Origin of the sequence: Deinococcus aquiradiocola (assembly GCF_014646915.1) — a bacterium.
Taxonomy (GTDB): Bacteria; Deinococcota; Deinococci; order Deinococcales; family Deinococcaceae; genus Deinococcus; species Deinococcus aquiradiocola.
Genome location: NZ_BMOE01000031.1, coordinates 1 through 4,978, shown reverse-complemented (window position 1 = coordinate 4,978; position 4,978 = coordinate 1). Strand labels below are relative to the sequence as shown.

Genomic DNA, 4,978 nt, shown 5'->3' with positions numbered 1-4,978 from the left:
TAGACTGATCTCAGCTCGTGACTGGCAGAAAGAGAGCCCGATAAGAATGAGCGCGAGTGGCCCGATAAGCTGAGCGGCGGGGGCCAAGCTGGCGAGCGCACGCAGCTGGGGAGTGGAATGCACGTTTTCAGCACTGAACGCACGCGGCCTGGGACTCGAGGACACCCACATGACCGCCCCGGACCGACTCTCCCGGCTGTTTGGTCTGCTCTGCTTTGTTCTGGCCTGGATGGTGCGGGTTGGGTACGCCGTGCAGGAGTTGGATCCGCCGACGCTGGACAACCGGGGGACGACGCGCGTGGGGTGGACGCTGCTTAGTCAGGCTATGCGCTGGGGATTGGACGCGTTCTGGGCATACATGGACCTCTCCAAAACAGTTTTTCCTTCTCCAGGAGAAAAAAACATGAAATGTCAGGTGCTGAGGCACGTCCGTTTTCTGCTTGGCTATGTATGAGCGTGCCCAGGCTATTACGTTTCTTCGTTTAAAGAAATAATTCACGAGCCGCGAAATTTACTCCACCCACCACCACGGAATCCATCCCCGCATCCCCTACCAAGCTCATGTCAAGGCTTGAGCTTGGTAAAAAGCATGGACGGAAAGGGAACGGGATGGAATGGAGTGTTGGAAAGCCTTCTTGATATAAAATATTTGAGGGCTCTAAGCCGAAGCGGAAGCGCTCAAAGCTTCCAACCACACCAAAATAAAATAACATCCAGACCACCGTTCAGAAGACCGACGAGGAAACACCAACGAACGGCGCTGGTGGGGCCAACCCCGGAGTACCACCCCTACGGTGACTTCCCGGTCAAGATGGAAGTCACACTGAACGGCGGCCTGCGAGTCAGCGTACTCAACGCGGCCGCACCTTCCACACAGACTCCCGATACCGGAGACCAGTCCCGCACGACCACGACAACCTCACCCAGGAGCTATTGATACCGGCAGAAGTTCGAGTCGATGGAAATCCGAATGATGAGAGTGAACTCCTGATCCCGACAATCTCCAAGGGTTGGCCAGTCTCTGGTCTCTGCTAGGTGAGGCAACCTCAATCTATGCCGGTATCAATAAGCGAGCAAGAGTTCAACACACACGTGAGGCGGCTCCAGAACCTTACAAAACCCTTCGTGAGCATCAACCGCGTTCAGACACGCCTGGGCTTACCGCGACACACCGCATGAACCACGCCGGTCCCCACACTCACCCGCGTTCCTCCACTGGTGAGCGGCTAACTTCCTGATGCTCACTGCGAACCCAGGAACAACAACATTCAGCCCCACCTTCAAATCCACCGAAACGCCTTCATCCTCCATCTCCCGACCGCTATCGGCTGGGGTTCAGCCTGCAGCTCTGTGACGCCCGGTGACTTTGTTCAATTGACAGGTGATTTCTGTCTCCCTATCGGCTGGAGTTCGTCCTGCAACGCCCCCCCTGGCTGTGCAGGCCGCCACCTGAACAGGGGTTTCTGCCCCCTGCTGAGGTTCATCCTGCAGCTTCGTGACGCCCGGTGACTTTGTTCAATTGACAGGTGGTTTCTGTCTCCCTATCGGCTGGGATTCAGCCTGCAGCACTCAGGGGATAGTACAGCCGCCCAGCCGCGTACACGTTTCTATCCCCTGTCGGCTGGGCTTTACTATGCAGCTTCGTGACGCCCGGTGACTTTGTTCAATTGATAGGTGGTTGCTACCACCCATCTGCTGGAGTTCGTCCTGCAGCCGCGCTACGTCACTGCCCTGCAGGCCTTCTACAACAGTTTCTGTCCCCTATCAGCTGGGGTTCGTCCTGAAGTAAACCAACCGCGCGGGTTGAAGCTGCCATGCTCACTCCAGTTTCTGTCCCCTATCGGCTGGGGTTCGTCCTGCAGCTCTGCTGAGCGACCCCACCGTTACCCTGTCCACGCTGTTTCTGTCCCCTATCGGCTGGGGTTCGTCCTGCAGCCCTGGAGGCTGCAGCCGTGCGTGCCGCCGTCGCCTGTTTCTGTCCCCTATCGGCTGGGGTTCGTCCTGCAGCTGACGCCGATGGCGAGTACGTCTGCCACTCGTTCGTGTTTCTGTCCCCTATCGGCTGGGGTTCGTCCTGCAGCCAGCCTGCCCGGGTCGCACTGCAGCAGGCTCTCCACGTTTCTGTCCCCTATCGGCTGGGGTTCGTCCTGCAGCTTCGTGACCGTCGCAGGGGTGCCGTACTTCTGGACGTTTCTGTCCCCTATCGGCTGGGGTTCGTCCTGCAGCTGGCGAGGTACGCGGTCAGGCCCGCCGGTTTGCCGTTTCTGTCCCCTATCGGCTGGGGTTCGTCCTGCAGCCCCGTCCGCGCTCGTGCGGCTGGACCCGCAGCTGGCGTTTCTGTCCCCTATCGGCTGGGGTTCGTCCTGCAGCGTCATCTCGGCCGTGCTGACCGGCGCGGGCGGGTACTGTTTCTGTCCCCTATCGGCTGGGGTTCGTCCTGCAGCGCGGCGCACGTCGGTCGGGTGCCCGATGCGGTACTCGTTTCTGTCCCCTATCGGCTGGGGTTCGTCCTGCAGCTGCGCGTGCACCTCACGAACGTCGGCTACCGCACGATGTTTCTGTCCCCTATCGGCTGGGGTTCGTCCTGCAGCGTCCCACCGTGCAGACCCTCGCTCTCCGCGATGCCGTTTCTGTCCCCTATCGGCTGGGGTTCGTCCTGCAGCCCGGTGTGCGTGCGGGTGAACGGGATGATCTTGACGAGTTTCTGTCCCCTATCGGCTGGGGTTCGTCCTGCAGCGTTGCTGCATGGCCTGTCCCTGCACGCGCTGCGAGTTTCTGTCCCCTATCGGCTGGGGTTCGTCCTGCAGCTGGCGAGGTACGCGGTCAGGCCCGCCGGTTTGCCGTTTCTGTCCCCTATCGGCTGGGGTTCGTCCTGCAGCGATGCTGAGTTGCAGTCTGCCGCCGCTCTTCCAGGTGTTTCTGTCCCCTATCGGCTGGGGTTCGTCCTGCAGCCGCGGCGCGTTGTTCGGCGGTGCGGAGGGTTTCGCGTTTCTGTCCCCTATCGGCTGGGGTTCGTCCTGCAGCCGAGCCCGCGCCCGATGTACAGCAGCGATCAGATGCACATGTTTCTGTCCCCTATCGGCTGGGGTTCGTCCTGCAGCGTCGCAGGCGTCGAGAATCCGTCCTGCTTCTTCGCGTTTCTGTCCCCTATCGGCTGGGGTTCGTCCTGCAGCTTCACGACGGCGACGGCCTCGGGGACGAGCTGGATGTTTCTGTCCCCTATCGGCTGGGGTTCGTCCTGCAGCACGCCCAACTTTCCAGGCTGGTCACCACCCAGAACTGTTTCTGTCCCCTATCGGCTGGGGTTCGTCCTGCAGCGCACATGGGGTACGGCGTGCAGGTCGGCATGCTGCAGTTTCTGTCCCCTATCGGCTGGGGTTCGTCCTGCAGCCTGACCCGGACCTCGACCTAGACCAGTACATCCTGCGTTTCTGTCCCCTATCGGCTGGGGTTCGTCCTGCAGCCGCTTGCCGTGGCTGCTGAGGACGCACATGGCCCAGAGTTTCTGTCCCCTATCGGCTGGGGTTCGTCCTGCAGCCATTGCATCGTTCGTTCGTTGGAGGCCACACTGAGTTTCTGTCCCCTATCGGCTGGGGTTCGTCCTGCAGCTGACCCGCGTCGTGCTGAAACGGCTCGGCATTGATGTTTCTGTCCCCTATCGGCTGGGGTTCGTCCTGCAGCCTGCGCCACCCGATCTACCTCCAGAACTGCGAGGACCTGGGGGTTTCTGTCCCCTATCGGCTGGGGTTCGTCCTGCAGCGCTGATGTTGCGCTTGTGGCTGGTGGTGGACTGCACGTTTCTGTCCCCTATCGGCTGGGGTTCGTCCTGCAGCGCACTCACCTTTCAGGCCGTCCTCTTCCTCCTGCAGTTTCTGTCCCCTATCGGCTGGGGTTCGTCCTGCAGCGTTGCGGCATGCAGCCTCCGCCACGGCCCTATGTCTCCGTTTCTGTCCCCTATCGGCTGGGGTTCGTCCTGCAGCGCGGCAACACCGAGAGCGCCCTGATGATCGCCCTGTTTCTGTCCCCTATCGGCTGGGGTTCGTCCTGCAGCCCCGCTGAGGACTTCCGCGAGTGGAGTCTCACCACGTTTCTGTCCCCTATCGGCTGGGGTTCGTCCTGCAGCATGCGGTGCGTGCTGTCCAGCATGGAGTCCAGCGGCGTTTCTGTCCCCTATCGGCTGGGGTTCGTCCTGCAGCCGTGCCTTACGGAATGACCTCATGAAGGAGATGTTTCTGTCCCCTATCGGCTGGGGTTCGTCCTGCAGCGAACGTCGGAAACCGCGTGCGGCGCATGAGTTTCGCGTTTCTGTCCCCTATCGGCTGGGGTTCGTCCTGCAGCAGGCCACCACCGCCAGCGTGCAACTCGCACACTACACGTTTCTGTCCCCTATCGGCTGGGGTTCGTCCTGCAGCCCTGCTCGCTGGCGAGCGTCGGGACGCGGTACGCCAGTTTCTGTCCCCTATCGGCTGGGGTTCGTCCTGCAGCGCGCCCACATCATCATTGAAGGCCAGCTGCCCGAATGTTTCTGTCCCCTATCGGCTGGGGTTCGTCCTGCAGCCCAGCGGGGGCGCTCGGGGCGCTGCCCGTCGCGGTGTTTCTGTCCCCTATCGGCTGGGGTTCGTCCTGCAGCTTCGCGGTCAGTTCCGCCGTGGTCGGGTTACGCGTTTCTGTCCCCTATCGGCTGGGGTTCGTCCTGCAGCTTCACGGCTTTCACTTGCAGAGTGTGGCCTTGCAGGTTTCTGTCCCCTATCGGCTGGGGTTCGTCCTGCAGCACCTCCAGTTCCAGGCGCAGGCCGTCCAGCGTGAGTTTCTGTCCCCTATCGGCTGGGGTTCGTCCTGCAGCCTACCTGGTCCCCCTGCGCGTGCGGCGCTTATATTGATACCGGTTTAAATTGAGGTTACCTCCATGAGACGTTGTGGCAACTTGATGTACCGAATCCTCTGCCATCCCGCACGCAGCCGAGCCCTCAGCTCTTTC

The 4,978-nt window shown here is 61.2% G+C and carries 1 pseudogene and 1 CRISPR repeat array; the pseudogene reads left to right on the top strand.

The features are described from left to right. Positions 1 to 100: 100 nt before the first annotated feature. Positions 101 to 454: pseudogene (locus IEY33_RS18980) on the top strand (hypothetical protein); the annotation flags it as partial. A 1,223-nt stretch (positions 455 to 1,677) separates the two neighbouring features. Beyond that, positions 1,678 to 4,843: a CRISPR direct-repeat array (repeat unit 37 nt; unit sequence GTTTCTGTCCCCTATCGGCTGGGGTTCGTCCTGCAGC). Between the last annotated feature and the right edge of the window lie 135 nt (positions 4,844 to 4,978).